Consider the following 25,514-nt stretch of genomic DNA (forward strand, 5'->3'; position numbering starts at 1 on the left):
TTCCTTAGTTAATCAACGATCCACCTGGCGCAACAGCACTCGCGGTCTGCGACGCATTTCCCTGCGGCCCCGACTGCATCGGATGCGTCTGGAAGTAGCTACGCAGCCCGGCGTAAATCGCCTCAGCGAGTTGTTGCTGATAATCATCGCTTGCCAGCAGGCGTTCTTCGCCGTGGTTACTGATAAAGCCAGTTTCAACCAGCACCGACGGAATATCCGGCGAGCGCAGAACGCCCAGGCTGGCATGTTCCGGACGCCGCTTATGCAGGGAACCGATACGTTCAAGCTGGCCCAGCATTTTGGCTGCCACATCATACCCTACGCGCTGGGAATGACCGAACTGCAAATCCAGTACCGCCTGGCTTAAGTAGGGATCGGACTGACTGTTCGCCAGCACGTCACCTGCACCGCCCAGCAGTTCAGACTGCTTCTCATGCTCTTCCAGCCAGTTTGCCATTTCGCTGTTCGCGCGACGGTTAGAAAGCACCCACACTGAGGCGCCAGTCGCGCTGCGATTAGGTGCCGCATCCGCGTGAATCGACACCAGGAAGTTGGCATTTTGCTTACGCGCCACGTCAGAGCGTCCCATCACGGAGATAAAATAATCGCCGTCGCGAGTAAGGACGCCTTTAAACATCGGATCGTCATTCAGCAATGTGCGCAGTTTGCGGGCAACAGCAATAGTGACGTTTTTCTCCCGCGTACCGCCAGGACCAATTGCACCGGGATCCTGCCCACCATGCCCGGCATCAATCGCAATCACGACTTTGTCGCCGTTACTGGGCATAGACCGCACCGCAGGACGGGTGACCGTATTACTGCTGGTCACCGCAGTGGTCCGATCGTTGCTGGCTTTAAACGGATTGCGCGCAGGCTCGCTCGGACGCGGCGACACCACCGGCGCTTCCACGCGTTTTGCTACCACTGGCGGTGGTGGCGGCGGCGGAACATCGGCATTGATGGTAAAGACAACCGTGTAGTTCCCACCATTCTGCCGTTTCACCGCGTTGGTTTTACCGTTTTCGGTGAGATCCACCACCAGGCGTAATGTCTGAGGATCCTTCGATGAGCCGGAACGGATCGCCTTCACCAGATTATTACCGCTAAATTGCAGCGGAAGTCCCTGGATCACGCCGGTTTGTTTGATATCCAGCGCAACGGCGCGTTTGCTTTCATGCGAAAAGGCGTACTCGGGATCGCCGATAAAACTGAGCGTAATACGCGCCTGCCGATCGCCGTTGGACACCTGTATATCGGAAAGGCTGGCCGCTCCGACCTGCGCGCACAGCAGGACCAGCGTAGTCACCATCCATTTTCTGATGCGATAAATCATCCCGCCACCCTTGAGGTTAACCGGCTAAACGCGCCAGCAACAAATCACCTGATGTGGAGACAGCACTGATGCGCGCCTCACGACCTTGCGCCTGGTAATCAATATGTATTTCGACATCCGGGTCCGGGAGTACTCCTTTACCCTGTTGCGGCCATTCCACCAGGCAAATGGCGTCGTCGGCAAAATAATCGCGGATCCCCATAAATTCCAGCTCCTCGGGATCGGCAAGGCGGTACAGATCGAAGTGATAAACCATCAGGTTATCGAGCGAATAGGGTTCGACCAGCGTGTAGGTCGGGCTTTTGACATTCCCTTTATGGCCTAACGCCTGCAGGAAGCCGCGGCTAAATGTGGTTTTACCCGCACCTAAATCCCCATATAAATAAATTACGGTCGCGCCAGTGCAGGCTTTGGCTACGCGAAGCCCCAGGTCTAATGTGGCCTGTTCGTCAGGTAGCGGAATTACTCGAGTCATCATGATATACGTCAATCACATCTGGGTTAACAATACGCTGAAGCGTAGAAAAGAGATCGGTCGCCAGCATGCCACGCATACCCGTACGTGCAGCTAACAGATCGGCTGCCGCACCGTGGGCAACACATCCTGCGCAGGCCGCATCATACGGGGTAAGCTTCTGCCCAAGCAATGCGCCAATAATACCCGATAGCACATCGCCCATACCGCCGCTAGCCATGCCCGCGTTACCGGCATCCACAATCCCCAACGCATTCGGTTCAGCGGCAACCACCGTTCCCGCGCCTTTCAACACCGCAACGCCTCCGTAACGTTTTACCAGACGCTGCGCAGAAAGTAAGCGATTGTTTTCAATTTCTGCAACAGAACAGCCCAGCAACCGTGCGGCTTCTCCCGGATGCGGTGTAATGACGCGATTGTGACGTTTATCGGGATTGATTGCCAGCAGGTTCAACGCATCAGCGTCCCAGAGCATCGGTTTACGGAAATTTTCGACTTTTTGCAGCGCGCTACGGCCCCATTCTCCCTGGCCAAGACCCGGACCAATGACGACGACATCCGCCCACGCCAGGCTCTCATCCAGAGTTTGTGGCGTCAGTTCATGCACCATGAGTTCAGGACGGGCAGTCACAAGTGGCGCGATATTCTCCCCGCGCGTAAGCACCCTAACCAGCCCGGCACCGGTACGCAAGGCCGCTTCGCCAGCCATGCGAATCGCCCCAGCCATACCCCGATCGCCACCCATTATGACCAACCTGCCGTGATCGCCTTTGTGCGACGTTGCCCGACGCGGAGGCAGCCAGCGCGCCAGTTGGCTGGCTTCCATGCGCCGGATCGGCGCTTCTTGCCCCACCAGCCACTCTTCCAGTCCCAGCGCATCAAAATGTATCCTCCCGGTCACATCGCGCGCTTTGCCCGTCAGCAGGCCGGGTTTGAGAACAATAAAGGTCACAGTCAGATCGGCCTGAACCACTGCGCCGGGTGCGTCTCCCGTTTGAGCCAACAGACCAGAAGGAATATCGAGTGCCACTACGGGCGCAGAATGGGCATTCATCTTCTCAATGAGTTCGCCAACCGATGGATATGGCGCTTGTTTTAAGCCCGTGCCAAGGAGTGCGTCGACGATTAAATCGACCTTTTCCGGCCAGCTAACGTCCGGGGCATGGATCAACCCACCGGCATTGAGCCAGGCCTCACGTGCGAGCGCCGCCTCTTCTGGCAGCGTCTTTTCACTCTCTTGCGCGAGCAACGTGACATCAATCCCTGACGCTTTAGCCAACCTCGCCACGACATAGCCGTCACCGCCATTATTACCGTGCCCACAGAGCACCAGCCAACGGCGGGCATAAGGCCAGTTTTCACGGGCAGCCTGGAACGCGGCTTCACCTGCGCGCAGCATAAGTTCAAATAAGGTTAATCCCAACGCATCGGCCGCTTCATACTCCAGGCGCTTGACGTCGTCGGCGGGCCAGACGGAGTGTGGTATACTTGTGAGGTTTTTCTTCATTGTATGGTCCGTCATGTCAGAGCCCCTCGATTACAATCAGTTGGCACAATTAATTAAGCAGTGGGGGCTGGAACTGGGCTTTCAGCAGGTCGGTATTTGCGATACTGACCTAAGCGAATCCGAACCCAAACTGCAGGCATGGCTGGACAAACAGTACCACGGTGAAATGGACTGGATGGCCCGTCACGGCATGATGCGCGCGCGTCCCCATGAGCTATTGCCGGGCACGTTGCGCGTCATTAGCGTGCGAATGAACTACCTTCCTGCCAATGCCGCCTTTGCCCGTACGCTAAAAAACGCCGAACAGGGTTATATCAGCCGCTATGCGCTGGGTCGCGACTACCATAAACTTTTACGTAACCGTCTCAAACAACTGGGTGAGAAGATTCAGCAGCACAGTGCTTCGCTGAATTTTAGACCTTTTGTCGATTCTGCGCCTGTTCTTGAGCGCCCGCTGGCGGAAAAAGCCGGGCTTGGCTGGACAGGTAAGCACTCACTTATCCTTAATCGCGAGGCTGGCTCTTTCTTCTTTCTGGGTGAATTACTGGTGGATATCCCCCTGCCAGTGGACAAGCCGCAAGAGGAAGGATGTGGAAAATGCGTGGCCTGTATGACCCTCTGTCCGACGGGTGCTATCGTTGAGCCTTATACGGTCGATGCGCGTCGCTGTATCTCCTATCTCACGATTGAACACGAAGGGGCGATCCCCGAGGATCTTCGCCCATTAATGGGAAACCGGATTTACGGCTGTGACGACTGTCAGTTGATTTGCCCGTGGAACCGTTATTCGCAATTGACGACGGAAGAGGATTTCAGTCCCCGCAAGCAACTTCATGCGCCAGAGTTAATTGAATTATTCGCATGGAGTGAGGCAACGTTTTTAAAAGTGACTGAAGGATCAGCCATTCGTCGTATTGGGCATTTGCGCTGGTTGCGTAATATTGCAATAGCACTCGGTAATGCGCCCTGGAGCGACGCCTCACTTTCCGCGCTGGAAAGTCGCCGGGGTGAGCACCCACTTCTCGATGAACATATTGAATGGGCGGTGGCCCAGCAAATTGCGAAGCGAAATGCTGATGTTGTCGAGGTGCAGACTGCGCAGCATAAACGGCTGGTAAGAGTCATTGAAAAGGGTTTAATTCGGGATGCGTGAAACATCCACAGGCTGTGTATAAAAATAAAAACACATTGCTATTCAAGAATGAGAAAATCGTCAAGTGATCTAAGCGACAATTTAAGATCTTAAATTGCAGTTAGATTTCAGATAGTTATAAAGATATCGTTCACCGTGCGAATCGTTTCTTTTCCGGCGAGAATTATCTTAAGCTGTGGATAACTCTGTTTACAAAAGATTGTCAAAGACGAAATAAAATAGCCCCACTGCTGTTATACACTGTGGATACTTTTAAGGGATGTGAAATTTTGGAGCGGGAAACGAGACTCGAACTCGCGACCCCGACCTTGGCAAGGTCGTGCTCTACCAACTGAGCTATTCCCGCTTAATCTTCGTCTTCCAGATGCTTACCTGAAATACTACGACTGGGTGGTCCGTGCTTTATAGGCACTTTCAAATTTTGGAGCGGGAAACGAGACTCGAACTCGCGACCCCGACCTTGGCAAGGTCGTGCTCTACCAACTGAGCTATTCCCGCATAATCTTCGTCTTCCAGGAACTTACCTGAAATCCTTTAATTGGATGTGTCTGTTACAGCTTTCAAATTTGGAGCGGGAAACGAGACTCGAACTCGCGACCCCGACCTTGGCAAGGTCGTGCTCTACCAACTGAGCTATTCCCGCTTAATCTTCGTCTTTCAGGAACTTACCTGAAATTCTGTGATTATTTTCTTGCTGTCGTAACGCGAAAATCTCTGTCGTTACGGGAGGCGCATTATACGAGAAATCCTTTCTCCTGCAACCCCTCCCAACGCAAATTTTTGTGAAATCTTTCTGAATGATGATTTTATCAGCAAGTCGTTTAATTTAGCGCCAATTACTCGCCTTCGCAAGCTAACCCGCCGTTCACACCAGGACGGGTTAAGCGTAGCCGCCGTCTGACAAACATTCAGCTTTACAGCTTAATAAAGTTCTCACGGTAGTAAGCCAGTTCCGCCACCGACTCGCGAATATCATCCATAGCCTGGTGCGTACCCTGCTTGGTGAACCCGTCCAGGATCTCTGGCTTCCAGCGGCGCGCCAGCTCTTTCAGCGTGCTCACGTCCAGATAGCGATAGTGGAAATAATTTTCCAGTTCCGGCATGTACTTAAACAAAAAACGGCGATCCTGACCAATACTGTTACCACAGATAGGCGACTTGCCCGCCGGTACCCACGCCTTCAGGAATTCAAGGGTCGCAAGCTCCGCTTCACGTTCGCCCATCGCGCTGGCCTTGACGCGTTCTACCAGTCCGCTACCCGTGTGGGTACGCACGTTCCAGTCATCCATCAACGCCAGTTGTTCATCCGGCTGATGTACCGCAATGGTCGGCCCTTCAGCCAGGATATTCAGGTTCGCGTCGGTGACCAGCGTGGCAATTTCAATAATGCGATCGCGCTCGGGATCAAGCCCGGTCATCTCGAGATCAATCCAAATCAGGTTGTTTTCATTTGCACTCATGTTATTTTCCACCCTTCTCGCATAACCGGCCATAGCAGGTTAACTAGTATTAATTAGTGTGTATCATAGAGGTTTTGCCCTACACGGGCGACCAGGAGCCAGTACGATTGAGTAAAAATAAACTCTCTAAAGGCCAGCAGCGCCGCGTGAACGCCAATCACCAGCGTCGTCTTAAAACGTCTAAAGAGAAGCCCGACTACGATGACAACCTGTTTGGCGAAACCGCTGAAGGCATTGTGATCAGTCGATTTGGCATGCACGCTGACGTCGAATCTGCCGATGGTGATATTCACCGCTGTAATATTCGCCGCACCATTCGTTCACTGGTTACCGGTGACCGCGTCGTCTGGCGTCCCGGTAAAGCCGCAGCGGAAGGGGTCAACGTCAAAGGTATTGTTGAAGCCGTGCATGAACGTACCTCTGTTCTCACCCGCCCGGACTTCTATGACGGCGTAAAACCGATTGCCGCCAATATTGATCAAATTGTTGTTGTTTCGGCTATTTTGCCAGAGCTGTCGCTTAACATTATCGATCGTTATCTGGTTGCCTGCGAAACGCTGGAAGTCGAGCCGATTATCGTGCTTAACAAAATCGATCTGCTGGATGACGAAGGCCTGGCATTTGTTAACGAACAGATGGATATCTACCGCAAAATAGGTTACCGGGTATTGATGGTTTCCAGTCATACCAAAGATGGGCTAAAGCCGCTTGAGGAAGCGCTGACCGACCGCATCAGTATTTTCGCAGGGCAATCCGGGGTGGGTAAATCCAGCCTGCTGAATAATCTCCTTGGGCTCCAGCAGGAAATTCTGACCAACGATGTTTCGGGCGTTTCAGGTCTGGGTCAACACACCACGACCGCTTCGCGTCTGTATCACTTCCCGCACGGCGGCGACGTCATTGACTCCCCTGGGGTGCGTGAATTCGGTTTGTGGCATCTTGAACCGGAACAAATTTTTAATGGCTTTGTCGAATTCCATGAATATTTAGGCGCTTGTAAATATCGCGACTGTAAACATGATAACGACCCTGGCTGTGCTATCCGCGCCGCGGTTGAGAACGGTGAAATTGCGGAAACCCGCTTCGAAAACTATCACCGCATTCTTGAAAGCATGGATCAGGTAAAAACGCGTAAAAACTTTTCTGATACCGACGACTGACAGATAGGCTAAGCATCGTTAGAATCGTCCTCCTTTTTCAGGATCCGGTCATAACGCCGGATCGGGAATGATAAACAATGGCCTGGAGGCTACCTTGTTAAACTCATTTAAACTTTCGCTGCAATATATTCTGCCAAAACTGTGGCTCACTCGCCTGGCGGGCTGGGGCGCGAGCAAACGAGCGGGATGGTTGACCAAACTGGTTATTGACCTGTTTGTGAAGTTCTACAAGGTCGATATGCAAGAGGCGCAAAAACCAGATACCGCCAGCTATCGTACCTTCAATGATTTCTTTGTCCGCCCACTGCGTGACGATGTTCGCCCGCTGAACACTGACCCGAACGTGCTGGTAATGCCTGCCGATGGTGTCATCAGTCAGCTTGGCCGCATCGAAGAAGATAAAATTTTGCAAGCCAAAGGCCACAACTACAGCCTGGAAGCGCTGCTGGCGGGTAACTACCTGATGGCAGACCTTTTCCGTAACGGTTCGTTTGTGACCACTTACCTTTCCCCTCGCGACTATCACCGCGTACATATGCCATGCAACGGCATTCTGCGCGAGATGATCTACGTACCGGGCGATCTGTTCTCAGTGAATCATCTTACCGCTCAGAACGTGCCGAATCTGTTTGCCCGCAATGAGCGTGTGATCTGCCTGTTTGATACGGAGTTTGGCCCAATGGCGCAAATCCTGGTCGGTGCTACGATTGTTGGCAGCATTGAAACCGTCTGGGCGGGCACGATTACGCCGCCGCGCGAAGGTGTTATCAAGCGCTGGACCTGGCCTGCCGGGGAAAGCGAAGGGTCTGTGGCGCTGCTGAAAGGCCAGGAGATGGGCCGCTTCAAGCTGGGCTCTACGGTTATTAACCTGTTTGCACCGGGTAAAGTTGACCTCGTCGAACAGTTGGAAAGCCTGTCAGTGACCAAAATCGGCCAGCCGCTGGCCATCTCTACGGAAACGTTCGTTGCGCCCGTTGATGCCGAGCCCGCGCCACTTCCGGAAGAAGAGATCCGGGCAGAACATGAAGCCAGCCCGTTGGTTGATGACAAAAAAGACGAAACCTGATTAAAAAGGATGGTTGTTGTGCGCCTGATTATCACTTTTCTGATGGCCTGGTGCCTCAGCCAGGGGGCGTACGCTGCGACGGCCCCCGACGCCAAACAGATAACCCAGGAACTGGAGCAGGCAAAAGCGGCAAAACCCGCCCAGCCGGAAACCGTAGAGGCGCTCCAGTCCGCCCTGAACGCGCTTGAGGAACGTAAAGGTTCCCTTGAGCGCGCAAAACAGTATCAGCAGGTTATCGACAATTTCCCGAAGCTGTCCGCTACTCTGCGCGCGCAGCTTGCTAACCTGCGTGATGAGCCACGCAGCGTCCCGCCGGGCATGTCCACCGATGCGCTGAACCAGGAAATTCTCCAGGTTAGCAGCCAGTTACTGGAAAAAAGCCGTCAGGCCCAGCAGGAGCAGGAGCGTGCCCGTGAAATAGCCGACTCGCTGAGCCAACTTCCCCAACAGCAAACCGATGCGCGCCGACAGCTCAACGAGATTGAACGACGCCTCGGCACCGCCACGGGTAACACGCCGCTCAATCAGGCACAAAATCTTAGCATGCAGGCCGAGTCTGCCCGCCTGAAAGCGCAGGTGGACGAACTGGAACTGGCACAACTTTCGGCGAATAACCGTCAGGAACTGGCACGAATGCGTTCCGAACTGGCGGACAAGCAAAGCCAGCAGCTCGATGCCTGGTTGCAGGCGCTGCGTAACCAACTCAACAGTCAGCGCCAGCGGGAAGCCGAACAGGCGCTGGAAAGTACCGAATTGCTGGCGGAGAACAGCGCCGACCTGCCGCCGGATATTGTCGCGCAGTTTAAAGTGAACCGTGAACTGTCAGCTGCGCTCAATCAACAGGCGCAGCGAATGGATCTTGTTGCCTCTCAGCAGCGTCAGGCCGCAAGCCAGACGCAACAAGTGCGTCAGGCGTTAAGCACCCTGCGTGAGCAGTCACAGTGGTTAGGCTCTTCAAACCTGCTGGGTGAAGCTCTGCGCGCCCAGGTATCGCGACTGCCGGAAATGCCGAAGCCGCAGCAACTGGATACGGAATTGGCACAGCTGCGCGTCCAGCGCCTGCGCTATGAAGACCGTCTCAATAAACAGCCCCAGCTTCGCCAGCTTGTGCAGGCGGATGGGCAGCCGCTGACCGCCGAACAAAATCGCATTCTGGAAGCACAACTGCGTACCCAGCGCGAACTATTGACGTCACTGTTACAGGGCGGCGATACGCTGATCCTGGAACTGACCAAACTAAAAGTTTCCAATAGTCAGCTCGAAGATGCCTTAAAAGAAGTGAATGAAGCCACTCACCGCTATCTGTTCTGGACGTCAGATGTTCGGCCAATGACCTTCGCCTGGCCGCTGGAGATCGTGCAGGATCTGCGTCGCCTGCTCTCGCTCGATACCTTTAGCCAGTTGGGCAAGGCCAGCCTGATGATGTTAACCAGCCGGGAGAGCCTGTTACCTCTGTTTGGTGCACTGGTTCTGGTGGGGTTCAGTATCTATTCACGCCGCCATTTCACCGAGTTTCTTGAACGCTCTGCCGCCAGAGTGGGCAAAGTGACACAGGACCACTTCTGGCTGACATTACGCACCGTTTTCTGGTCGATCCTGGTCGCCTCACCGCTGCCGGTTCTCTGGATGACGCTGGGCTATGGATTACGAGAAGCCTGGCCTTATCCTCTTGCGGTCGCCATCGGCGATGGGGTCACGGCGACGGTGCCGCTGCTGTGGGTAGTGATGATCTGCGCGGCGTTCGCCCGTCCAAATGGACTGTTTATCGCCCACTTCGGCTGGCCGCGTGAGCGGGTTTCTCGCGCGATGCGTTATTACCTGATGAGTATCGGGCTGATTGTGCCGCTGATTATGGCACTCATTATGTTCGATAACCTGAATGACCGGGAGTTCTCCGGCTCGCTTGGCCGCCTGTGCTTTATGTTAATCTGCGGCTCCCTCGCCCTCGTCACGCTGAGCCTCAAAAAAGCCGGGATTCCGCTGTATCTCGATAAAGAAGGTAGCGGCGACAATATGGTCAACCACATCCTGTGGAATATGATGATTGGCGCGCCAGTGCTGGCGATTCTGGCGGCGGCAGTGGGTTATCTGGCAACGTCCCAGGCCTTGCTGGCGCGTCTGGAAACGTCCGTTGCGATTTGGTTCCTGCTGCTGGTGATCTACCACGTTATTCGTCGGTGGATGCTAATTCAACGCCGGAGACTGGCGTTTGATCGTGCCAAACACCGCCGGGCAGAAATGTTAGCGCAACGCGCGCGTGGCGAGGACGAGTCGGCGCATGCCATGAGCCTTGAGGGGACCGTTGATGTCGATGAGAGCGAAGTCGATCTCGACGCCATCAGCGCGCAGTCTCTGCGTCTGGTGCGCTCCATTCTGATGCTGATTGCCCTGCTGTCGGTCATTGTGCTGTGGTCAGAGATCCATTCTGCATTCGGCTTCCTGGAAAATATCTCCCTGTGGGATGTGACTTCCACGGTGCAGGGGGTCGAAAGCTTAGAGCCGATAACGTTGGGGGCTGTGCTGATCGCCATTCTGGTGTTTATCATCACCACCCAACTGGTGCGCAATCTTCCGGCGCTGCTGGAGCTTGCATTGTTACAGCACCTCGATCTCACGCCAGGCACGGGCTATGCCATTACCACCATCACCAAATACCTGCTGATGTTGGTGGGTGGACTGGTAGGGTTCTCGATGATTGGTATCGAATGGTCAAAACTGCAATGGCTGGTCGCTGCCCTCGGTGTTGGTCTGGGCTTTGGCCTACAGGAGATCTTTGCCAACTTTATCTCCGGCCTGATTATCCTGTTTGAAAAACCGATTCGTATCGGCGATACGGTCACTATTCGCGATCTTACCGGCAGCGTGACGAAGATTAATACCCGTGCTACCACCATCAGCGACTGGGACCGCAAAGAGATTATTGTGCCGAATAAAGCGTTTATCACCGAGCAGTTTATCAACTGGTCGCTGTCAGATTCGGTAACGCGCGTGGTGTTGACCATTCCGGCACCTTCCGATGCCAACAGCGAAGAGGTGACGCAAATTCTGCTGACGGCGGCACATCGCTGCTCGCTGGTGATCGACAACCCCGCACCCGAAGTGTTCCTGGTGGATCTCCAACAGGGGATTCAAATCTTTGAGCTGCGTATCTATGCTGCTGAGATGGGACACCGTATGCCGCTGCGCCATGAGATTCACCAGCTGATCCTGGCGGGCTTCCATCAGCATGGCATCGATATGCCGTTCCCACCGTTCCAGATGCGTCTGGAGAGCCTGGGCGGTAAACAAACGGGGAGAACCTTAAGTTCTGCGGGCAGAGCCAGCCGCCCGGCGGGGAGTTTGTAAGGTGCAGCGCATGACTGCGTAACGCGTAGGCCTGATAAGCGCAGCGCCATCAGGCAAGAATAGCCGGATACGGCTTCGCCGCCATATCCGGCCTGGATGTTACTCCGTCACCCACTGCGGCAGCTTCGCCATCCGTCGGCTATAGTTCTGATAGATCGCCATCGCCAGCAGCGAGAAGAAGATCGGGCCGCCGGTCATCCACAATGCGCTGTTCCAGTCCCCGGCTTCAATCACCGGCTGGATGATGGTGAACACGTTGGCAAACGTCACTACCAATACCACCACGCCTGTTGCCAGTAACGTCGCCGCTCGCGTTTTAAAAATCACAAACGGCCTTTCCAGATCCGTACGCGCTTTAAAGAATGGGAAAGCCAGTGCAAGGAACAGATACGGCAGCGTCATTGAGACGTTCGCCATCAGCGTCAGCTTGTTATAAAACGCTGAAGCCGTGTCGCCGCCGAACGAAACCAACAGAATAAACAGGCTCACCAGCAGGCACTGCATCCACATCGCCGTAGCGGGCATCCCGACAGCATTCAGCTTCGTCACAGGCGCAGGCCACAACGCTTTCGGCGTTCCCTGAATAATCGCTTTCAGCGGCGAGTAGCTGAGCGTGAAAAAAGCGCCGGTATAGGCGAGGAACATCGAAAGCCCGGTAATACGCGCGAACCAGACGCCCATCGCCACCGCCGATTCCGGTGGCAGATGTAGCGCATTGCCTAATGTCATACCCAGGCTTTTCATCAGAATATAAGTGATATTGCCGAGGTTTACGCTACTATTACCGAGTACCTGCTGCCAGTTGGTACTGACACCCCACAAAAATATCGCCAGTGAATACCCGATGGAAATGATAATAGCCGCGAAAACAATTCCTTTAGCGAAATTCTTTTCCGGTTTCTCTGTTTTATCAACCAGACCGCCGACGGCTTCAATTCCGCCATAAGCAAAAATAGCAAACACAACAAATGACAACATTGCAAGGCCGGATTGATAACCCGGGTTCGGTGACGCTGTAAAATTAATATCCTGCGCAAAGTGCCCACCATTTAATAACAAAATAGCGACACTCACTAACAGTAAAACTAAATTAAGACACATTACCGCAATACCGCCCACTGCAGTAATACGCGCGATTTTATTAATGCCTCTGGCGGCAACACAGGTCACCAGAATCATCCACGCCACCGCGAGCAGCCCGACAACCTGTGTAGGCTCAAGTCCGGCAATCCGCCAGTGCTGCGTCATATCCGCGCCGTACACAAACGTTGAGAATGGCACCCAGACCTTCGCGGCAGTGCTTACCATCCATATCACATAAGAAGAAAACCACATAAACGTGCCGATAAACGCATAGCGTGGACCGACGCTATTATTCATCCACGAATAAATTCCGCCTTCTTCTTTACGATAGGCGGACCCCATTTCAGCCATCATTAATGCGAATGGAATAAAGAATAATAATGCAGAAAAGATATACCACGGGATGGCGCTATAACCCATTAAGTAAAACGCGGAAGGACTATTAGCAAAACCAAAAACGGACGTAAATATCATCAAGATGAGACCAGTCAGGCTCATCTTTTTAATTGTTGGGCTCATTTAACCTTCCCTCATACGAGCGCATTGCGTAAATCACGCTCACTGAAACGCACCACCTTTACAGAAAAGATGGCAGCAATCTGGAGTCAATACAGAATTGATACCCGAATGATATCAAATCACCAGAGGTAAAATGTGGCTATTAGAGGGAAAGTGAAAAATTGTGCTACAAAGTGGCGCTTTTAGCACCACTTTATTTGGCATCAGAATGTATTACGCACGATCAACGGTGAAAGCAATAACTTCAGCGAGGCTCTCGGCCCCCAGTGCCAGCATCACCAGACGATCGACGCCCAGTGCAACACCAGAGCAGTCTGGCATACCGACTTTCAGCGCCTCAAGCAGGTTGTTATCGATAGGCTGCTGCGGTAACCCCCGCGCGGCACGTTTGCGATTATCCTGCTCAAAACGTTGCTGCTGTTCACGTGCGTCCGTCAGTTCATGGAAACCATTTGCCAGCTCAATACCTTTATAATAGACCTCAAAGCGTTCAGCCACGCGGTGATCTTCAGTACTGATCTGCGCCAGTGATGCCTGGCTCGCCGGGAAATGATAGACAAATGTCGGCTTCTCTTTCCCAATGTGCGGCTCTACGCCCATCGTAAACAACAGTTGCAGTAATGTATCGCGATCTTCTTCGGTATCCGCGATGTTGCTTAAGTCCAGCTTTGCTGCCGCTTCACGCAGCTGCGTTTTGTCTGCGGAGAGCGGGTCGATCTCCAGATGGCGCTGGAATGCCTGCTGATAGGAGAGGCTTTCCGCCGCCGGGCATTCAAGCACCTGCTGCAGCAGATCGTCCACTTCGTTCATCAGACGGTACATGTCGTAATGAGGACGATACCATTCCAGCATCGTGAATTCCGGGTTGTGGTGACGCCCCATCTCTTCATTACGAAAACTCCGGCACAACTGGTACACCGGGCCACACCCCGCGACCAGGAGGCGCTTCATGTGGTATTCCGGGCTGGTCATCAAATACAGGTTCATTCCCTGAGAGTGACCAGGGCCGACGAAACGCGTCTCGAACGGGAACAGATGAATGTCTGTGACCGTCGCCTGGCTCATGCAGGGCGTCTCCACCTCTAGTACGCCACGATCGGCAAAGAAACGACGAATTTCCGTCATTATTGCGGCTCGCTTCAGTAGGTTTGGGATGGATGCGCTCGGCTGCCAGGATGCCGTTTCGCTCATGGTAATTTCTCCAGTTTAAGACAAGGGCACGAAGTCTACTCGTAACGCGTCCATGAAACAAATTTTGCGCAGGAATACTAAAGTGATGCTTACAGGTTAAAAAATTGCGAATCGATGGTTTAGTAATTAAATTAATCAAATTCAGTGATAATTCAGCCCACTGACGCACTAAAAAAATCGAACGCGTCAAATTTCCCACACTTAGCACCGACTATACTGACGTACCTATAAAGGAGCAGTGGAAACACGTTCGCTACCTGCTAACGTCAGGGAATTATACCCGACATGCATGGTTGCGAAATTACAACAATCTGGAGGAATGTCGTGCAAACTTTTCAAGCCGATCTTGCCATCATAGGCGCCGGTGGCGCGGGATTACGTGCCGCAATTGCTGCCGCGCAGGCAAATCCTAATGCAAAAATCGCACTGATCTCAAAAGTGTACCCTATGCGCAGTCACACTGTTGCTGCCGAAGGGGGCTCAGCTGCTGTCGCCCAGGATCATGACAGCTTTGACTACCATTTTCATGATACGGTAGCTGGCGGAGATTGGCTGTGTGAACAGGATGTCGTGGATTACTTTGTCCACCATTGTCCTACTGAAATGACCCAACTGGAGCAGTGGGGTTGCCCGTGGAGTCGTCGTGAAGACGGTAGCGTCAACGTTCGTCGCTTCGGTGGGATGAAAATTGAGCGTACCTGGTTTGCTGCGGATAAGACCGGCTTCCATATGCTGCACACGCTTTTCCAGACTTCCCTGCAATTCCCGCAGATCCAACGCTTCGACGAACACTTTGTCCTCGATATCCTCGTAGATGATGGTCATGCTCGCGGCCTGGTCGCGATGAACATGATGGAAGGCACGCTGGTTCAGATCCGCGCTAACGCGGTGGTGATGGCAACAGGCGGCGCAGGCCGTGTGTATCGCTACAACACCAACGGCGGTATCGTGACCGGTGACGGGATGGGTATGGCATTGAGCCACGGCGTTCCGCTGCGTGATATGGAATTCGTTCAGTACCACCCGACCGGTCTGCCGGGTTCCGGTATCCTGATGACCGAAGGCTGCCGTGGTGAAGGCGGTATCCTGGTCAACAAAAATGGCTACCGTTACCTGCAAGATTACGGCATGGGTCCGGAAACTCCGCTGGGTGAGCCGAAAAACAAATACATGGAACTCGGTCCGCGTGACAAAGTTTCGCAGGCTTTCTGGCACGAATGGCGTAAAGGCAACACCATCTCCACGCCGCGTGGCGATGTGGTTCACCTCGACCTGCGTCATTTGGGTGAGAAAAAACTGCTCGAACGTCTGCCGTTCATCTGTGAACTGGCGAAAGCTTACGTGGGTGTGGATCCGGTTAAAGAGCCGATTCCGGTTCGTCCGACCGCACACTACACTATGGGCGGTATCGAAACCGATCAGAACTGCGAAACCCGCATTAAAGGTCTGTTCGCCGTCGGCGAATGTTCCTCTGTGGGTCTGCACGGCGCAAACCGTCTGGGTTCTAACTCCCTGGCAGAACTGGTGGTCTTCGGTCGTCTGGCTGGTGAGCAGGCGATGGAACGTGCTTCTACGGCGGGTACAGCTAACGACGCTGCGCTCGACGCGCAGGTTGCCGGTGTTGAAAAACGCCTGAAAGACCTGGTCAACCAGGAAGGCAACGAAAACTGGTCGAAGATCCGCGATGAAATGGGTCTCTCCATGGAAGAAGGTTGCGGTATCTACCGTACGCCAGAACTCATGCAGAAAACCGTTGATAAGCTGGCTGAACTGCAGGAACGCTTTAAGCGCGTACGTATTACCGATACGTCCAGCGTGTTCAATACCGACCTGCTCTACACCATCGAGCTGGGTCATGGTCTGAACGTTGCTGAATGTATGGCGCACTCCGCGCTGGCACGTAAGGAATCACGCGGGGCGCACCAGCGTCTGGACGAAGGCTGCACCGAGCGTGACGACGTCAACTTCCTCAAACATACCCTTGCCTTCCGTGATGCTGATGGTACGACTCGCCTCGACTATAGCGACGTGAAAATCACCACACTGCCGCCAGCGAAACGTGTTTACGGTGCGGAAGCGGAAGCAGCCGATAAGAAGGAGAAGGCGTAATGGCTGAGATGAAAAACCTGAAAATTGAGGTGGTGCGCTATAACCCGGAAACCGATACCGCACCGCACAATGTTTTCTATGAAGTGCCTTATGATGAAACAACGTCACTACTGGATGCGTTGGGTTACATCAAGGATAACCTGGCGCCAGACCTGAGCTATCGCTGGTCCTGCCGTATGGCGATCTGCGGCTCCTGCGGCATGATGGTCAATAATGTGCCGAAGCTGGCATGCAAAACCTTCCTGCGTGATTACACCAACGGCATGAAGGTTGAAGCGCTGGGCAACTTCCCGATCGAACGCGATCTGGTTGTCGATATGACGCACTTTATCGAGAGCCTGGAAGCGATTAAGCCGTACATCATTGGTAACCCACGCACGCCGGATCAGGGTACAAACACCCAGACCCCAGCGCAAATGGCGAAGTATCACCAGTTCTCTGGTTGCATCAACTGTGGTCTGTGCTATGCCGCTTGCCCGCAGTTCGGCCTGAACCCTGAGTTCATTGGACCGGCTGCAATTACTCTGGCGCATCGTTACAACGAAGACAGCCGTGACCACGGTAAGAAGGAGCGTATGGCGCAGTTGAACAGTCCGAACGGCGTCTGGACCTGTACTTTCGTGGGCTACTGCTCCGAAGTCTGTCCGAAGCATGTCGATCCGGCTGCTGCCATTCAGCAGGGCAAAGTAGAAAGCTCGAAAGACTTTCTTATCGCTACCCTGAAACCACGCTAAGGAGTGCAACATGACGACTAAACGCAACGCCTATGTGCGGCCGATGACGTCCACCTGGTGGAAAAAACTGCCGTTTTATCGCTTTTACATGCTGCGTGAAGGCACAGCCGTTCCGGCTGTCTGGTTCAGTATTGAGCTGATCTTCGGCCTGTTCGCGCTCAAGCACGGTGTAGAATCCTGGGCTGGCTTTGTCGAGTTCCTGCAAAACCCGGTGGTGGTGATCCTTAACGTGATCGCCCTGGCTGCAGCGCTGCTGCATACCAAAACCTGGTTTGAGCTGGCGCCGAAAGCCGCCAACATCATCGTAAAAGACGAAAAAATGGGGCCAGAGCCAATCATCAAAGGGCTTTGGGCGGTTACTGTGGTTGCGACAGTAGTAATACTGTTTGTTGCCCTGTTCTGGTAAGGAGTCCGGAATGATTAATCCAAATCCAAAACGTTCCGATGAACCCGTATTCTGGGGCCTGTTTGGTGCAGGCGGTATGTGGAGCGCAATCATTGCGCCAGTGATGATCCTGCTGGTCGGTATTATGCTGCCGCTAGGCTTCGTTCCTGATGCCTTCAGCTATGAGCGCGTTCTGGCATTTGCTCAGAGCTTTATCGGTCGCGCTTTCCTGTTCCTGATGATCGTACTGCCGCTGTGGTGTGGCTTACACCGTATGCACCATGCGATGCATGACCTGAAAATCCACGTGCCGGCAGGCAAATGGGTATTCTACGGTCTGGCGGCAATCCTGACCGTCGTCACCGCGATTGGTATTCTGACCATCTAAGCTATCCGCCCTCTTATCCACGATAAGAGGGCGTCTTTCCCCCGTTCCGCCGTCTTTTCCTCGCCAGGTTCTACACTTAGGTAATCACCCCACCTAAGGAAAATGCCTATGCGCCTGCTTCCCATCGTTGCTGTTGTGACCGCTGCATTTCTTGTTATCTCCTGTAGTACACCTACGCCACCTAAAGGCGTTACCGTGGTGAGTAATTTTGATGCCAAACGGTATCTCGGTACGTGGTATGAGATAGCCCGCCTTGATCACCGCTTTGAACGTGGTCTGGATAGCGTCACCGCCACCTACAGTCTACGTGATGACGGCGGAATTAATGTGCTCAACAAAGGTTTTAACCCGGAAAGGGGCATGTGGCAGAAAACGGAAGGGAAAGCCTATTTTACTGGTGACTCCACTCGCGCGGCGCTGAAAGTCTCCTTTTTCGGGCCTTTTTACGGCGGCTATAACGTGATTGCGCTCGACAGAGATTACCAGCACGCGCTGGTCTGCGGCCCGAATCGCGACTACCTGTGGATACTGTCACGCTCACCAACGATTTCAGATGAGATGAAGCAGCAGATGCTGGCCGTCGCGACGCGGGAAGGCTTTGATGTCAGCAAATTAATCTGGGTGAAGCAGTCCGATTAATGCGTGCTGAGCTTCAGACCAATAATGCCGACCACGATCAACCCCAGGCTGGCGAGACGCATCAGGTTCGCAGATTCACCCAGCAGCAGAATACCGGTAATGGCTGCGCCCACGGCGCCAATGCCGGTCCATACTGCGTAGGCGGTACCAACGGGCAGGGTTTTCATCGCCCAGGCCAGTAGCGCCATGCTGAGCACCATCGCCACAATGGTAATCACGCTCGGGGTCAGGCGGCTAAATCCGTGGGTATATTTCAGCCCAACGGCCCAAACCACTTCCAGTAAACCGGCAATAAATAAGACTATCCAGGACATATCAGGCTCCAGAGAAATGGGGCCGTCCCCGATGAAAGAAGCGTTTGCAGGTCGTCCTGCAAAGCTGATGGTTGAAAATGTATTTTTGCCCGCGTGGTTGCGAATTTCAACTCTTTTAGCCATAAGCTGCTAAAAGGAAGAATTAGACGCATTTCGCCTCGCACTTTACGCATTCAGCATTTAACTGATTCACTATGATGAAAGGCTTTCTGAAGCCAGGAACTCATAGGCCTCATTCCTGAATGCGAAAATATTATGCTGAAAATACTCGTTATTGACCGTTGCTACTTTACCCGCACAGCAATAGAGGCATGGCTCAATCACTCTGAATTCTTTAACCGTTCGTTCCTGGTTTCTGGCCTTAACAATCTTTTATTGGTTAAGGAACATATTCAGCAGTGGAAACCGCACCTGGTAATAGCCGATCTCTATGGTTTCCTCAATGATGCCTTATCGGTCCAGCACATTGAGCCTTTATTTCAGGCCTGTGGTACGAGTCCCTTGATTTTGCTGGAGTCAGGCGGGTTGGGAAAAACGCACCGCTACCCGGTACATGCCACGTTATCCAAGCAGATTGCTCTGCCTGAGCTGGCTGAAAATATTCATGATGCACTACTGGCCGGCCCCACTTCAGAAGCGCCGCGCAATGCATCGCCGCTGCTGACGCCGCAGGAAGATAAGGTTCTGACCATGTGGATGGAAGGCGCAAGTAACAATGCGATAGCCTGCGCGCTCAGTATTCACAGCAAAACGGTATATACCTATAAACGCAATATCCGTATGAAGTTGCATATGGACAATCGTTTTTCACCGTTTCTTGCGCTCTCTGAGCAAAAGAATTAACGGCACGACAAAGCTGTCGTACCGCTTACACTGCTATTGCTGCGCTTTAGTTGCAGCACCTGAAATGGCGTCGCCGCCATCGGAGATATCCTCCCCGACACCACGCGTGGTATTACAAGCAGTCAGTACAGAAGTCAGTACCAACACAGAAAAGATCGCTGCAATTGTCTTCTTAACCATAACGTCTTCCTTTTCTAGCCAATGTTATTTGTGTATTGCTCATTAAGCATAGACAAGATCCCGCAAAATGACGGGAGATGGACGATTTTTAAGACGAAGGGAAGAAATTAGCTGGCCGCGCTGGAGATAGAGCTGCCAAGATGCTTTATATCCTCACCAAAGCCACGCGCGGTATTACATCCTGCCAGCAACGATGTGGTGAGAAGGATCAGTGTTATCAGACCGAGAAGACGTTTCATCATTCCTGCCCTGGTAAAGAGATGGCGCAGCAGGGCTACTGCGCCATGATTTCATTAATCCACCTATTCTCTCACGCCGCATCACGGCAGCCAGAGAGGAAGGGGATTATTTTACGCGGGATACGTATTCGCCTGAACGAGTATCCACTTTAATCACTTCGCCAATCTGTACGAACAGCGGAACTTTAACCACTGCGCCAGTAGACAGCGTTGCCGGCTTACCGCCAGTACCTGCGGTATCACCTTTCAGGCCTGGGTCGGTTTCAACAACTTCCAGTTCAACAAAGTTCGGCGGGGTCACAGCGATCGGTTGACCGTTCCACAGGGTCACGATGCATTCAGCCTGGTCCAGCAGCCACTTCGCGTTATCACCTACTGCTTTCTCATCCGCAGCCAGCTGTTCAAACGTGGTGTTGTTCATGAAGTGCCAGAATTCACCATCGCTGTACAGGAAGGTCAGGTTCATATCGGCAACATCTGCACCTTCCGCAGAGTCGGTAGACTTGAAGGTTTTCTCTACACGAGTACCGGTCAGCAGGCGGCGCAGCTTAACGCGCGCAAACGCCTGGCCTTTACCTGGTTTAACGAATTCGCTGGCTTCAACCGCATAAGGTTCGCCGTCCAACATGATTTTAAGACCAGCACGAAAATCGTTGCTATAGTACGTTGCCATAAGGCCCTCTGAATATTGTTAACTGGTAGCTAAGCCACAAAATGGCGCATATTGTAACCCTAAATACCCCATCCAGAGAAGATTGGTTATCGCAACTTGCCGATGTTGTGACCAATCCCGATGAACTTCTGCATCTTCTTAATATAGATGCTGATGAAAAACTGTTAGCTGGACGCGACGCGAGACAGCTTTTCGCCCTGCGCGTACCGCGTGCTTTTATCGCGCGTATGGAGAAAGGTAATCCTGACGATCCGCTTTTACGTCAGGTGCTTACCTCGCAGGAAGAGTTTGTTGCCGCCCCCGGCTACTCGACCGATCCGCTGGAAGAACAACACAGCGTGGTACCCGGCTTGCTGCATAAATACCGTAACCGGGCGCTGCTGCTGGTAAAAGGTGGCTGTGCGGTAAATTGTCGCTATTGTTTCCGTCGTCACTTCCCTTACGCCGAAAATCAGGGTAACAAGCGCAACTGGCAGACCGCCCTGGACTACATTAGTGCGCACCCGGAACTGGATGAGATCATCTTCTCTGGTGGCGATCCGCTGATGGCCAAAGATCATGAGCTTGACTGGCTGATCACTCAGTTGGAAGCCATTACGCATATCAAGCGCCTGCGTATTCACAGCCGTCTGCCCCTTGTCATTCCCGCACGGATTACCGAGGGACTGGTGAGCCGATTCACCCGCTCTTCGCTGCAAATTTTATTGGTGAATCACATTAACCACGCCAACGAAATTGACGACGCATTTCGTCAGGGAGTGGCAAAACTGCGCGCTGCGGGCGTTACGTTACTCAATCAGAGCGTGCTGCTGCGCGGCGTAAATGACAATGCCGGGACGCTGGCCAGTCTCAGTAACGCGTTGTTTGATGCCGGTGTGATGCCCTATTACCTGCACGTTCTGGACAAGGTTCAGGGCGCGGCACACTTTATGGTAACGGATGATGAAGCGCGGCAGATTATGCGTGAACTGTTAACCCTGGTATCGGGGTACCTGGTGCCTAAACTGGCGCGGGAGATCGGCGGGGAACCCAGTAAAACGCCGCTGGACTTGCAGTTGCGCCAACAATGATTAACGATCGGGTGTCCGATTCCGGACACCCTTAACCAAAACACCCTAATTAAGCCGCATCAATATGCTATTTTAGCCCTGCTTCGCTTAAGAGATATTTTATAATTATATATATCGCTATAAATCAATTGATTAATTAATAATTGGTTAGGGAGAACCTTTATGGCTATTACTATCAAAGGCGTGAATACCGGTGTTATTCGTAAAGCGAATGAATTCCTTGCGCTGGCCCTTAAAATCAAAGAGCCAAGAAACAAGGAATCGCTGTTTTTCCTGCCTGCGCTGGAACTGCGGGATCTGCTTATCGCACTGGAAAGCAGGCTGCATCAAAAGCAGCATTTGAACGCCAACGAACGTCAGCACTATGAAAAAGTACGGGCTAAAGTCAGCAAGAAGATGCTGGAAAACATCCCTGAGATGGTTGAAGGCGAACTTCGCAATGCGGATATCAAGCACCGTGTTATGTCCGTCGTCCTTACTGATGCCAGTGGCGATAACCTGACTCTCTTATTCACGCTTCATGACGGTAATACCTGCGAACTGCTGGTTAACGAGTTGCAGATTGAGGTTTTCGCACATGCCATTATTCGGGCGCTCGATAACGCCGGCATGCGCGAACTGGCAATCCGCATTACCTCGTTATTAGACTTTTTGCCGCTGTTTGATGCGGACTGTAAAGACAGCGAAAACCTGGAATATGATGCCTACGCTCAGCCAGACTGGAAACATGCTCTCTTTAGCCATTATCTCGCGGTGCTTTATCGCTTTACTGATGAAACGGGTGCAGCGCTGTTTAGCGGTGCGGTGGTCAAAACCCGCGATCCGTCCGGCAGCAAAGAAGCGGAAGCTATTTCTCGTCGCATTCTCGACTTTAGCCCAAGGCTGAAAAAGCTGGCAGGTAAATCATGTGAGGTGATGGTCAGAACATTGACGGCGGATAAGTCTCAGAGGCTGAGTCAGGATCAATGCCTGCATGCGCTACATCATTTACGCGTACAGGCCATTAAGAAGGCGCAGACTGCCTGATGGCGCTGCGCTGATCAGGCCTACAGACACTAAACTGAGACGCGTGGCGCCGCCATCCGGCAACGCCAACGCGATTAATTCGGGCACTTATAGACCTGACCACTCATTTCACTGGCGGTCGGGACAAAGCTGGATAACATGCCCTGTGATGGGCTGCTTACGCCGTAAATCACGTTGCCACCCATTGCAGCGGCCTGGTTGCGCAGGTCATTTGCCGCACCGCGCATAGAACCGCCTTCTTCACCGTGCTGACCAGAAAGCCAGTTGCTCTGCTTTCCTGTTGCAGTGCCAATTAACTGACATTCAGCACCCGGCTTGTCTTCTACGAAGCGGACGCTCTGCCCAGCCCCGCTCAGTTCATTGCTGGAGCTACAACCCGCCATCAGTAGCGCGGCACCGACGATCCCTGCTAAGTATTTCACGTGCATGTTATTCCCCATAATCAAAGAGCTGGACGATTCTAATCACGCCCATGTATGAATCTTATACTAAAAAGATGACCAAAAGAAAAACCCCCGCGCATTTCTGCCCGGGGGTTTCTCATTTTTCGCGATATGTTCGCTATATGTATTTAATCGAATAATTCACGTTGCAGGAAGGCTGCGGCGTGAAGAATGAAGATTAAATTACATCATGCCGCCCATACCACCCATGCCGCCCATACCACCAGCAGCACCTAAGTCAGGCGCATCGCTTTTCGGCAGGTCGGTTACCATGCATTCGGTGGTAATCATCAGCCCAGCAACAGATGCCGCGTACTGCAGAGCAGAACGGGTAACTTTGGTTGGGTCCAGAATACCCATGTCGATCATGTTGCCGTATTCTTCAGTTGCAGCGTTGTAACCGTAGTTACCGTCGCCTGCTTTAACGGTGTTAGCCACCACAGACGGCTCTTCGCCGCAGTTCAGAACGATCTGACGCAGCGGAGCTTCCATTGCACGCAGCGCAACTTTAATACCGACGTTCTGATCTTCGTTCTGGCCTTTCAGGTCAGCGATTTTAGAAGCAACGCGGATCAGCGCAACGCCACCACCAGCAACCACGCCTTCTTCTACCGCAGCACGAGTCGCGTGCAGGGCATCTTCAACGCGTGCTTTCTTCTCTTTCATTTCAACTTCGGTTGCAGCACCGACTTTGATAACCGCAACGCCGCCAGCCAGTTTCGCTACGCGCTCCTGCAGTTTTTCACGGTCGTAATCAGAGGTTGCTTCTTCGATCTGCTGACGAATCTGAGTCACACGACCCTGGATTGCCGCTTCGTCACCCACGCCATCGATGATGGTGGTGGTGTCTTTGTTGATCACAACGCGTTTTGCCTGACCCAGATCTTCCAGGGTAGCTTTTTCCAGTTCCATACCGATCTCTTCAGAGATCACGGTACCACCGGTCAGGGTAGCGATATCCTGCAGCATCGCTTTACGACGGTCGCCGAAGCCAGGTGCTTTCACCGCTGCAACTTTCACGATACCGCGCATGGTGTTCACTACCAGGGTAGCCAGCGCTTCGCCTTCAACATCTTCAGCGATGATCAGCAGCGGTTTGCCTGCTTTAGCAACGGCTTCCAGAACCGGCAGCATTTCACGGATGTTGGAGATTTTCTTGTCAGCCAGCAGAATGAACGGGCTTTCCAGTTCTACTGCGCCAGTTTCTGGTTTGTTGATGAAGTACGGAGACAGGTAGCCACGGTCAAACTGCATACCTTCAACGACGTCCAGCTCGTCCTGCAGGCCGGTACCGTCTTCAACGGTGATCACGCCTTCTTTACCGACTTTATCCATTGCTTCCGCGATCAGTTTCCCTACGGTTTCGTCGGAGTTAGCGGAGATGGTGCCTACCTGAGCAATCGCTTTGGAGTCGGAGCACGGTACGGACAGGGCTTTCAGTTCTTCAACTGCAGCAGCAACCGCTTTGTCGATACCACGCTTCAGGTCCATCGGGTTCATGCCCGCAGCAACGGCTTTCAGACCTTCAGTGATGATGGACTGAGCCAGAACGGTTGCGGTGGTAGTACCGTCACCCGCAGCGTCGTTCGCTTTAGAGGCTACTTCTTTAACCATCTGTGCACCCATGTTTTCGAACTTGTCTTCCAGTTCAATTTCACGCGCTACAGATACACCATCTTTAGTGATGGTCGGTGCACCGAAAGATTTATCCAGAACTACGTTACGGCCTTTCGGGCCGAGGGTAACTTTCACTGCATCTGCCAGTACGTTTACGCCGCGCAGCATTTTCACACGAGCGTCGTTACCGAATTTTACGTCTTTAGCTGCCATTTTTTCTTTCCCTTAAATTCGTATGTTCAGAATCGTTCGCGGATTACGCTTCAACAATTGCCAGGATGTCGCTTTCAGACATGATCAACACTTCTTCATTGTCGATCTTCTCAGACTTCACACCGTAACCGTCGTTAAAAATGACGATGTCGCCGACTTTCACGTCCAGCGGTTGCACGGTGCCATTATCCAGGATGCGACCCTTACCGACAGCGATGATTTCGCCACGCGTTGATTTACCCGCAGCAGAACCCGTCAGTACGATGCCGCCAGCAGATTTGGATTCAACTTCTTTACGTTTAACGATCACGCGATCATGTAACGGACGAATACTCATTGATAGCTCTCC

General features: G+C 52.9%; 25 protein-coding genes and 3 tRNA genes. 12 read left to right on the plus strand and 16 right to left on the minus strand.

Annotation, left to right across the window (positions count from 1 at the left end; translation table 11 throughout):
• Positions 1–4 precede the first annotated feature (4 nt).
• Genes amiB through nnr form a run of 3 tightly spaced genes read right to left on the minus strand, consistent with a single transcriptional unit; the run spans position 5 to position 3,330 of the window.
• A complete protein-coding gene (gene amiB / locus HVY19_RS18225) occupies positions 5–1,333 on the minus strand; it encodes an N-acetylmuramoyl-L-alanine amidase AmiB (protein WP_181681996.1) in 1,329 nt (442 codons plus the stop codon).
• A gap of 16 nt (positions 1,334–1,349) precedes the next feature.
• A complete protein-coding gene (gene tsaE, locus HVY19_RS18230; protein ID WP_181681998.1) occupies positions 1,350–1,811 on the minus strand; it encodes a tRNA (adenosine(37)-N6)-threonylcarbamoyltransferase complex ATPase subunit type 1 TsaE in 462 nt (153 codons plus the stop codon).
• Entirely contained in the window at positions 1,783–3,330 is a 1,548-nt protein-coding gene (nnr, locus tag HVY19_RS18235) for a bifunctional ADP-dependent NAD(P)H-hydrate dehydratase/NAD(P)H-hydrate epimerase (protein WP_181682000.1), read from the minus strand. Before nnr ends, tsaE begins: the two co-directional genes overlap by 29 nt.
• Between nnr and queG the strand changes: the two genes are divergently transcribed.
• Positions 3,329–4,468 carry a tRNA epoxyqueuosine(34) reductase QueG gene (gene queG, locus HVY19_RS18240; protein WP_181682002.1) on the plus strand — a complete coding sequence of 380 codons (1,140 nt, stop codon included), beginning with the start codon at positions 3,329–3,331 and terminating at the stop codon, positions 4,466–4,468. The genes nnr and queG overlap by 2 nt on opposite strands.
• A 270-nt stretch (positions 4,469–4,738) precedes the next feature.
• On the opposite strand, the gene HVY19_RS18245 is transcribed toward queG, so the two are convergent.
• The 4 genes from HVY19_RS18245 to orn all read right to left on the minus strand — a co-directional run bounded on the left by HVY19_RS18245 (position 4,739) and on the right by orn (position 5,928).
• Positions 4,739–4,814, minus strand: a tRNA-Gly gene (locus HVY19_RS18245).
• Between the two features lie 76 nt (positions 4,815–4,890).
• A tRNA-Gly gene (locus tag HVY19_RS18250) sits at positions 4,891–4,966 on the minus strand.
• Positions 4,967–5,035: 69 nt separating this feature from the next.
• Positions 5,036–5,111 (minus strand) — tRNA-Gly (locus HVY19_RS18255).
• A gap of 271 nt (positions 5,112–5,382) precedes the next feature.
• The gene (gene orn / locus HVY19_RS18260) at positions 5,383–5,928 is read right to left on the minus strand and encodes an oligoribonuclease (RefSeq protein ID WP_181682003.1); all 546 of its coding nucleotides are present in this window, start codon (positions 5,926–5,928) and stop codon (positions 5,383–5,385) included.
• 107 nt (positions 5,929–6,035) lie between these two features.
• Between orn and rsgA the strand changes: the two genes are divergently transcribed.
• The 3 genes from rsgA (at position 6,036) to mscM (ending at position 11,499) form a co-directional block, all read left to right on the plus strand.
• Positions 6,036–7,088, plus strand: a complete 1,053-nt coding sequence (gene rsgA / locus HVY19_RS18265; protein ID WP_181682005.1) for a small ribosomal subunit biogenesis GTPase RsgA — start codon at positions 6,036–6,038, stop codon at positions 7,086–7,088.
• Positions 7,089–7,182: 94 nt separating this feature from the next.
• Complete coding sequence (asd, locus tag HVY19_RS18270) at positions 7,183–8,154, plus strand: archaetidylserine decarboxylase (RefSeq protein ID WP_181682006.1); 972 nt, start codon at positions 7,183–7,185, stop codon at positions 8,152–8,154.
• 18 nt (positions 8,155–8,172) lie between these two features.
• Positions 8,173–11,499 (plus strand): miniconductance mechanosensitive channel MscM, encoded by a 3,327-nt coding sequence (gene mscM / locus HVY19_RS18275; RefSeq protein WP_181682008.1) that lies wholly within the window; start codon positions 8,173–8,175, stop codon positions 11,497–11,499.
• A 99-nt stretch (positions 11,500–11,598) separates the two neighbouring features.
• On the opposite strand, the gene yjeM is transcribed toward mscM, so the two are convergent.
• Positions 11,599–13,101: a glutamate/gamma-aminobutyrate family transporter YjeM gene (yjeM, locus tag HVY19_RS18280; protein ID WP_181682009.1), complete on the minus strand. Its 1,503-nt coding sequence runs from the start codon at positions 13,099–13,101 to the stop codon at positions 11,599–11,601.
• A gap of 213 nt (positions 13,102–13,314) precedes the next feature.
• Positions 13,315–14,292: an elongation factor P--(R)-beta-lysine ligase gene (gene epmA, locus HVY19_RS18285; protein ID WP_181682011.1), complete on the minus strand. Its 978-nt coding sequence runs from the start codon at positions 14,290–14,292 to the stop codon at positions 13,315–13,317.
• Between the two features lie 324 nt (positions 14,293–14,616).
• Here epmA and frdA point away from each other — a divergent pair, with 324 nt between their 5' ends.
• From frdA to HVY19_RS18310, 5 genes are all read left to right on the plus strand, one after another.
• Positions 14,617–16,401: a fumarate reductase (quinol) flavoprotein subunit gene (gene frdA / locus HVY19_RS18290; protein WP_181682013.1), complete on the plus strand. Its 1,785-nt coding sequence runs from the start codon at positions 14,617–14,619 to the stop codon at positions 16,399–16,401.
• Positions 16,401–17,135, plus strand: a complete 735-nt coding sequence (frdB, locus tag HVY19_RS18295) for a fumarate reductase iron-sulfur protein (RefSeq protein WP_181682015.1) — start codon at positions 16,401–16,403, stop codon at positions 17,133–17,135. Before frdA ends, frdB begins: the two co-directional genes overlap by 1 nt.
• A 10-nt stretch (positions 17,136–17,145) precedes the next feature.
• The gene (frdC, locus tag HVY19_RS18300) at positions 17,146–17,541 is read left to right on the plus strand and encodes a fumarate reductase subunit FrdC (protein ID WP_181682017.1); all 396 of its coding nucleotides are present in this window, start codon (positions 17,146–17,148) and stop codon (positions 17,539–17,541) included.
• A gap of 10 nt (positions 17,542–17,551) precedes the next feature.
• Positions 17,552–17,908 (plus strand): fumarate reductase subunit FrdD, encoded by a 357-nt coding sequence (gene frdD / locus HVY19_RS18305; RefSeq protein WP_003025535.1) that lies wholly within the window; start codon positions 17,552–17,554, stop codon positions 17,906–17,908.
• Between the two features lie 108 nt (positions 17,909–18,016).
• Complete coding sequence (locus HVY19_RS18310) at positions 18,017–18,547, plus strand: lipocalin family protein (RefSeq protein ID WP_181682019.1); 531 nt, start codon at positions 18,017–18,019, stop codon at positions 18,545–18,547.
• Here the strand turns inward: HVY19_RS18310 and sugE are convergent.
• Positions 18,544–18,861, minus strand: coding sequence for a quaternary ammonium compound efflux SMR transporter SugE (gene sugE / locus HVY19_RS18315; RefSeq protein ID WP_181682021.1), 318 nt, complete (start codon positions 18,859–18,861; stop codon positions 18,544–18,546). The genes HVY19_RS18310 and sugE overlap by 4 nt on opposite strands.
• A gap of 255 nt (positions 18,862–19,116) precedes the next feature.
• Between sugE and HVY19_RS18320 the strand changes: the two genes are divergently transcribed.
• The gene (locus HVY19_RS18320) at positions 19,117–19,704 is read left to right on the plus strand and encodes a LuxR family transcriptional regulator (RefSeq protein WP_181682023.1); all 588 of its coding nucleotides are present in this window, start codon (positions 19,117–19,119) and stop codon (positions 19,702–19,704) included.
• Between the two features lie 33 nt (positions 19,705–19,737).
• On the opposite strand, the gene ecnB is transcribed toward HVY19_RS18320, so the two are convergent.
• From ecnB to efp, 3 genes are all read right to left on the minus strand, one after another.
• Positions 19,738–19,884, minus strand: coding sequence for a lipoprotein toxin entericidin B (gene ecnB / locus HVY19_RS18325; RefSeq protein WP_181682024.1), 147 nt, complete (start codon positions 19,882–19,884; stop codon positions 19,738–19,740).
• Between the two features lie 107 nt (positions 19,885–19,991).
• Complete coding sequence (locus HVY19_RS18330) at positions 19,992–20,126, minus strand: entericidin A/B family lipoprotein (RefSeq protein ID WP_181682026.1); 135 nt, start codon at positions 20,124–20,126, stop codon at positions 19,992–19,994.
• 103 nt (positions 20,127–20,229) lie between these two features.
• A complete protein-coding gene (gene efp / locus HVY19_RS18335; protein WP_181682028.1) occupies positions 20,230–20,796 on the minus strand; it encodes an elongation factor P in 567 nt (188 codons plus the stop codon).
• Positions 20,797–20,837: 41 nt separating this feature from the next.
• Between efp and epmB the strand changes: the two genes are divergently transcribed.
• Complete coding sequence (gene epmB / locus HVY19_RS18340) at positions 20,838–21,866, plus strand: EF-P beta-lysylation protein EpmB (RefSeq protein ID WP_181682030.1); 1,029 nt, start codon at positions 20,838–20,840, stop codon at positions 21,864–21,866.
• A 162-nt stretch (positions 21,867–22,028) separates the two neighbouring features.
• Positions 22,029–22,892 carry a YjeJ family protein gene (yjeJ, locus tag HVY19_RS18345; protein ID WP_181682032.1) on the plus strand — a complete coding sequence of 288 codons (864 nt, stop codon included), beginning with the start codon at positions 22,029–22,031 and terminating at the stop codon, positions 22,890–22,892.
• 74 nt (positions 22,893–22,966) lie between these two features.
• Here yjeJ and HVY19_RS18350 read toward each other — a convergent pair whose 3' ends face one another.
• The 3 genes from HVY19_RS18350 to HVY19_RS18360 all read right to left on the minus strand — a co-directional run bounded on the left by HVY19_RS18350 (position 22,967) and on the right by HVY19_RS18360 (position 25,502).
• Complete coding sequence (locus HVY19_RS18350) at positions 22,967–23,320, minus strand: DUF4156 domain-containing protein (protein ID WP_181682034.1); 354 nt, start codon at positions 23,318–23,320, stop codon at positions 22,967–22,969.
• A 198-nt stretch (positions 23,321–23,518) separates the two neighbouring features.
• The gene (groL, locus tag HVY19_RS18355; RefSeq protein WP_181682036.1) at positions 23,519–25,165 is read right to left on the minus strand and encodes a chaperonin GroEL; all 1,647 of its coding nucleotides are present in this window, start codon (positions 25,163–25,165) and stop codon (positions 23,519–23,521) included.
• A 43-nt stretch (positions 25,166–25,208) separates the two neighbouring features.
• Positions 25,209–25,502 (minus strand): co-chaperone GroES, encoded by a 294-nt coding sequence (locus tag HVY19_RS18360; RefSeq protein ID WP_000027827.1) that lies wholly within the window; start codon positions 25,500–25,502, stop codon positions 25,209–25,211.
• Positions 25,503–25,514: the final 12 nt, after the last annotated feature.

Origin of the sequence: Citrobacter sp. RHB25-C09, from assembly GCF_013836145.1 — a bacterium.
Classification (GTDB): Bacteria; Pseudomonadota; Gammaproteobacteria; order Enterobacterales; family Enterobacteriaceae; genus Citrobacter_A.

Coding starts and splice junctions, on each gene's coding strand:
- frdC (WP_181682017.1), top strand. CDS start 17,146: ATGACGACTAAACGCAACGCCTATGTGCGGCCGATGACGTCCACCTGG.
- orn (WP_181682003.1), bottom strand. CDS start 5,928: ATGAGTGCAAATGAAAACAACCTGATTTGGATTGATCTCGAGATGACC.
- epmA (WP_181682011.1), bottom strand. CDS start 14,292: ATGAGCGAAACGGCATCCTGGCAGCCGAGCGCATCCATCCCAAACCTA.
- yjeJ (WP_181682032.1), top strand. CDS start 22,029: ATGGCTATTACTATCAAAGGCGTGAATACCGGTGTTATTCGTAAAGCG.
- efp (WP_181682028.1), bottom strand. CDS start 20,796: ATGGCAACGTACTATAGCAACGATTTTCGTGCTGGTCTTAAAATCATG.
- nnr (WP_181682000.1), bottom strand. CDS start 3,330: ATGACGGACCATACAATGAAGAAAAACCTCACAAGTATACCACACTCC.
- HVY19_RS18350 (WP_181682034.1), bottom strand. CDS start 23,320: ATGCACGTGAAATACTTAGCAGGGATCGTCGGTGCCGCGCTACTGATG.
- HVY19_RS18320 (WP_181682023.1), top strand. CDS start 19,117: ATGCTGAAAATACTCGTTATTGACCGTTGCTACTTTACCCGCACAGCA.
- yjeM (WP_181682009.1), bottom strand. CDS start 13,101: ATGAGCCCAACAATTAAAAAGATGAGCCTGACTGGTCTCATCTTGATG.
- tsaE (WP_181681998.1), bottom strand. CDS start 1,811: ATGATGACTCGAGTAATTCCGCTACCTGACGAACAGGCCACATTAGAC.
- sugE (WP_181682021.1), bottom strand. CDS start 18,861: ATGTCCTGGATAGTCTTATTTATTGCCGGTTTACTGGAAGTGGTTTGG.
- HVY19_RS18360 (WP_000027827.1), bottom strand. CDS start 25,502: ATGAGTATTCGTCCGTTACATGATCGCGTGATCGTTAAACGTAAAGAA.
- frdD (WP_003025535.1), top strand. CDS start 17,552: ATGATTAATCCAAATCCAAAACGTTCCGATGAACCCGTATTCTGGGGC.
- queG (WP_181682002.1), top strand. CDS start 3,329: ATGTCAGAGCCCCTCGATTACAATCAGTTGGCACAATTAATTAAGCAG.
- HVY19_RS18330 (WP_181682026.1), bottom strand. CDS start 20,126: ATGATGAAACGTCTTCTCGGTCTGATAACACTGATCCTTCTCACCACA.
- epmB (WP_181682030.1), top strand. CDS start 20,838: ATGGCGCATATTGTAACCCTAAATACCCCATCCAGAGAAGATTGGTTA.
- HVY19_RS18310 (WP_181682019.1), top strand. CDS start 18,017: ATGCGCCTGCTTCCCATCGTTGCTGTTGTGACCGCTGCATTTCTTGTT.
- frdB (WP_181682015.1), top strand. CDS start 16,401: ATGGCTGAGATGAAAAACCTGAAAATTGAGGTGGTGCGCTATAACCCG.
- groL (WP_181682036.1), bottom strand. CDS start 25,165: ATGGCAGCTAAAGACGTAAAATTCGGTAACGACGCTCGTGTGAAAATG.
- ecnB (WP_181682024.1), bottom strand. CDS start 19,884: ATGGTTAAGAAGACAATTGCAGCGATCTTTTCTGTGTTGGTACTGACT.
- amiB (WP_181681996.1), bottom strand. CDS start 1,333: ATGATTTATCGCATCAGAAAATGGATGGTGACTACGCTGGTCCTGCTG.